Genomic DNA, 1,544 nt, shown 5'->3' with positions numbered 1-1,544 from the left:
GCGCTGACGAGTCGCTCCGACCTGCCCCGTTGCGCTGATCATGACCGGTGCGCCGACGGCCCGCGGCTCAGTGCCAGCAGGCTCAGGGCGAACATCAGGACACCCAGGGGGACATGGACCGACGGTACGCGGGCGATGCCCAGGACCACCTGCACCGAGGCGAGCACGAGGAAGCCCGACGAATACAGGATGGGCCGGGGCGATCCACCGCCCGGCCGCCACGCCAGGACCGCGGCGAGCACGTACAGCATCGTCGCCCCGTACATCACGCGCGCCCCGATGCCGTGCAGCAGCTCGCCGTGGGTCGAGGACAGCAGCAGCCCGGCGGTGACCGCCTGGAAGAAGATGCCCAAGGTCTGCAGCCCGACGGCGACCTGCAGGAACGTGGAGGTACGCGGCTTCTCCGTCGTCAGTGTGGCCATGGTGGCGGTCCCCTCTTCTGCCTCACGGCGTAGATCGATAGGCTCTCGGTAGTCCGACGACGTGGGCCCGCGAAATGTGAGGCGAGGCAACGGGAGACGGGCCAGGGGGAGCGGTCGTGAGCATCAGTACGTCGTCCACGCGTGGCGGTGACCGGTCCGATCCGGACCTGGACGTGATCGTCGGGGAGCGGGGACACCTCACCAACCTGGCCTACCGGCTGCTCGGTTCGCTGGCCGAGGCCGAGGACGCGGTACAGGAGACCTACGCGCGCTGGTACGCGATGCCTAAGCCGAAGCAGGAGGCCGTCGAGTCTCCCGGCGCCTGGCTGACGACGGTCGCCGGCCGCATCTGCCTGGACCTGCTCGGCTCGGCGCGGGCCCGGCGCGAACGCTACGTCGGCGAATGGGTCCCCGAGCCGCTGCCCGACCGCGCGGAGTGGATCAGCGGGCCGGTGGGCGGCGGGACACGGCCCGTCGACCCGGCCGACCGGGTCACCCTGGACGAGTCGGTCAACATGGCCTTCCTCGTCGTACTGGAGTCGATGACACCGGCCGAACGCGTCGCCTTCATCCTCCACGACGTCTTCCGCTACCCCTTCGCCGAGATAGCCGAGATCGTCGGCCGGACGCCGGCGGCCTGCCGCCAGCTGGCCACGTCGGCCCGCCGACGCGTGAGCGCCGCCCAGGTCCCGACGGCCCCGACGGCCGGACAGGCCCCGCTCGTGAGGCACTTCAAGGAGGCGTGGGAGGCCAGGGACATCAAGGCCCTCGTCGGTCTGCTGGCCCCCGACGCCGCGATGATCGCCGACGGCGGCGGACTGGTCGGCGCGGCCCTGCGCCCGATCGAGGGCAGCGCGCGCATCGCCGAATACCTGATCCAGATCGCCGACCGGGCCCCCGGCCTGAAGCTCCTGGAACGCTCGGTCAACGGCCGGCCCGGGCTGGTCGCCCAGCACATCGGCGTCACCGTGACCGTGGCGGCGTTCGAGCTCGGCGGCGATCGTGTCACCCGCATCTGGGCGGTCCGCAATCCGGAGAAGCTCCGCCCCTGGGTGGAGGACGGACAGGACTGACCCGGCGCGTCCCCGGTACCGGGCCGGAACCACCGGCTCCACCGGGGAC

General features: G+C 71.8%; 2 protein-coding genes. One reads left to right on the top strand and one right to left on the bottom strand.

Annotated elements, in window-relative coordinates; genetic code table 11:
* Positions 1-38: 38 nt before the first annotated feature.
* The gene (locus ACWGIU_RS37615) at positions 39-422 is read right to left on the bottom strand and encodes a hypothetical protein (protein ID WP_453712550.1); all 384 of its coding nucleotides are present in this window, start codon (positions 420-422) and stop codon (positions 39-41) included.
* Between the two features lie 122 nt (positions 423-544).
* Between ACWGIU_RS37615 and sigJ the strand changes: the two genes are divergently transcribed.
* The gene (sigJ, locus tag ACWGIU_RS37610; RefSeq protein ID WP_453712552.1) at positions 545-1,495 is read left to right on the top strand and encodes an RNA polymerase sigma factor SigJ; all 951 of its coding nucleotides are present in this window, start codon (positions 545-547) and stop codon (positions 1,493-1,495) included.
* The last annotated feature ends 49 nt before the right edge of the window (positions 1,496-1,544 follow it).

It is taken from the genome of Streptomyces sp. NPDC054840 (assembly GCF_053611065.1).
Note: the sequence above shows the minus strand (reverse complement) of the source record. Positions and strands in the feature narration are given on the sequence as shown.

What these genes read in the sequence shown, in the direction of transcription:
- ACWGIU_RS37615 (WP_453712550.1), bottom strand. Translation starts at nt 422, where the DNA reads ATGGCCACACTGACGACGGAGAAGCCGCGTACCTCCACGTTCCTGCAG.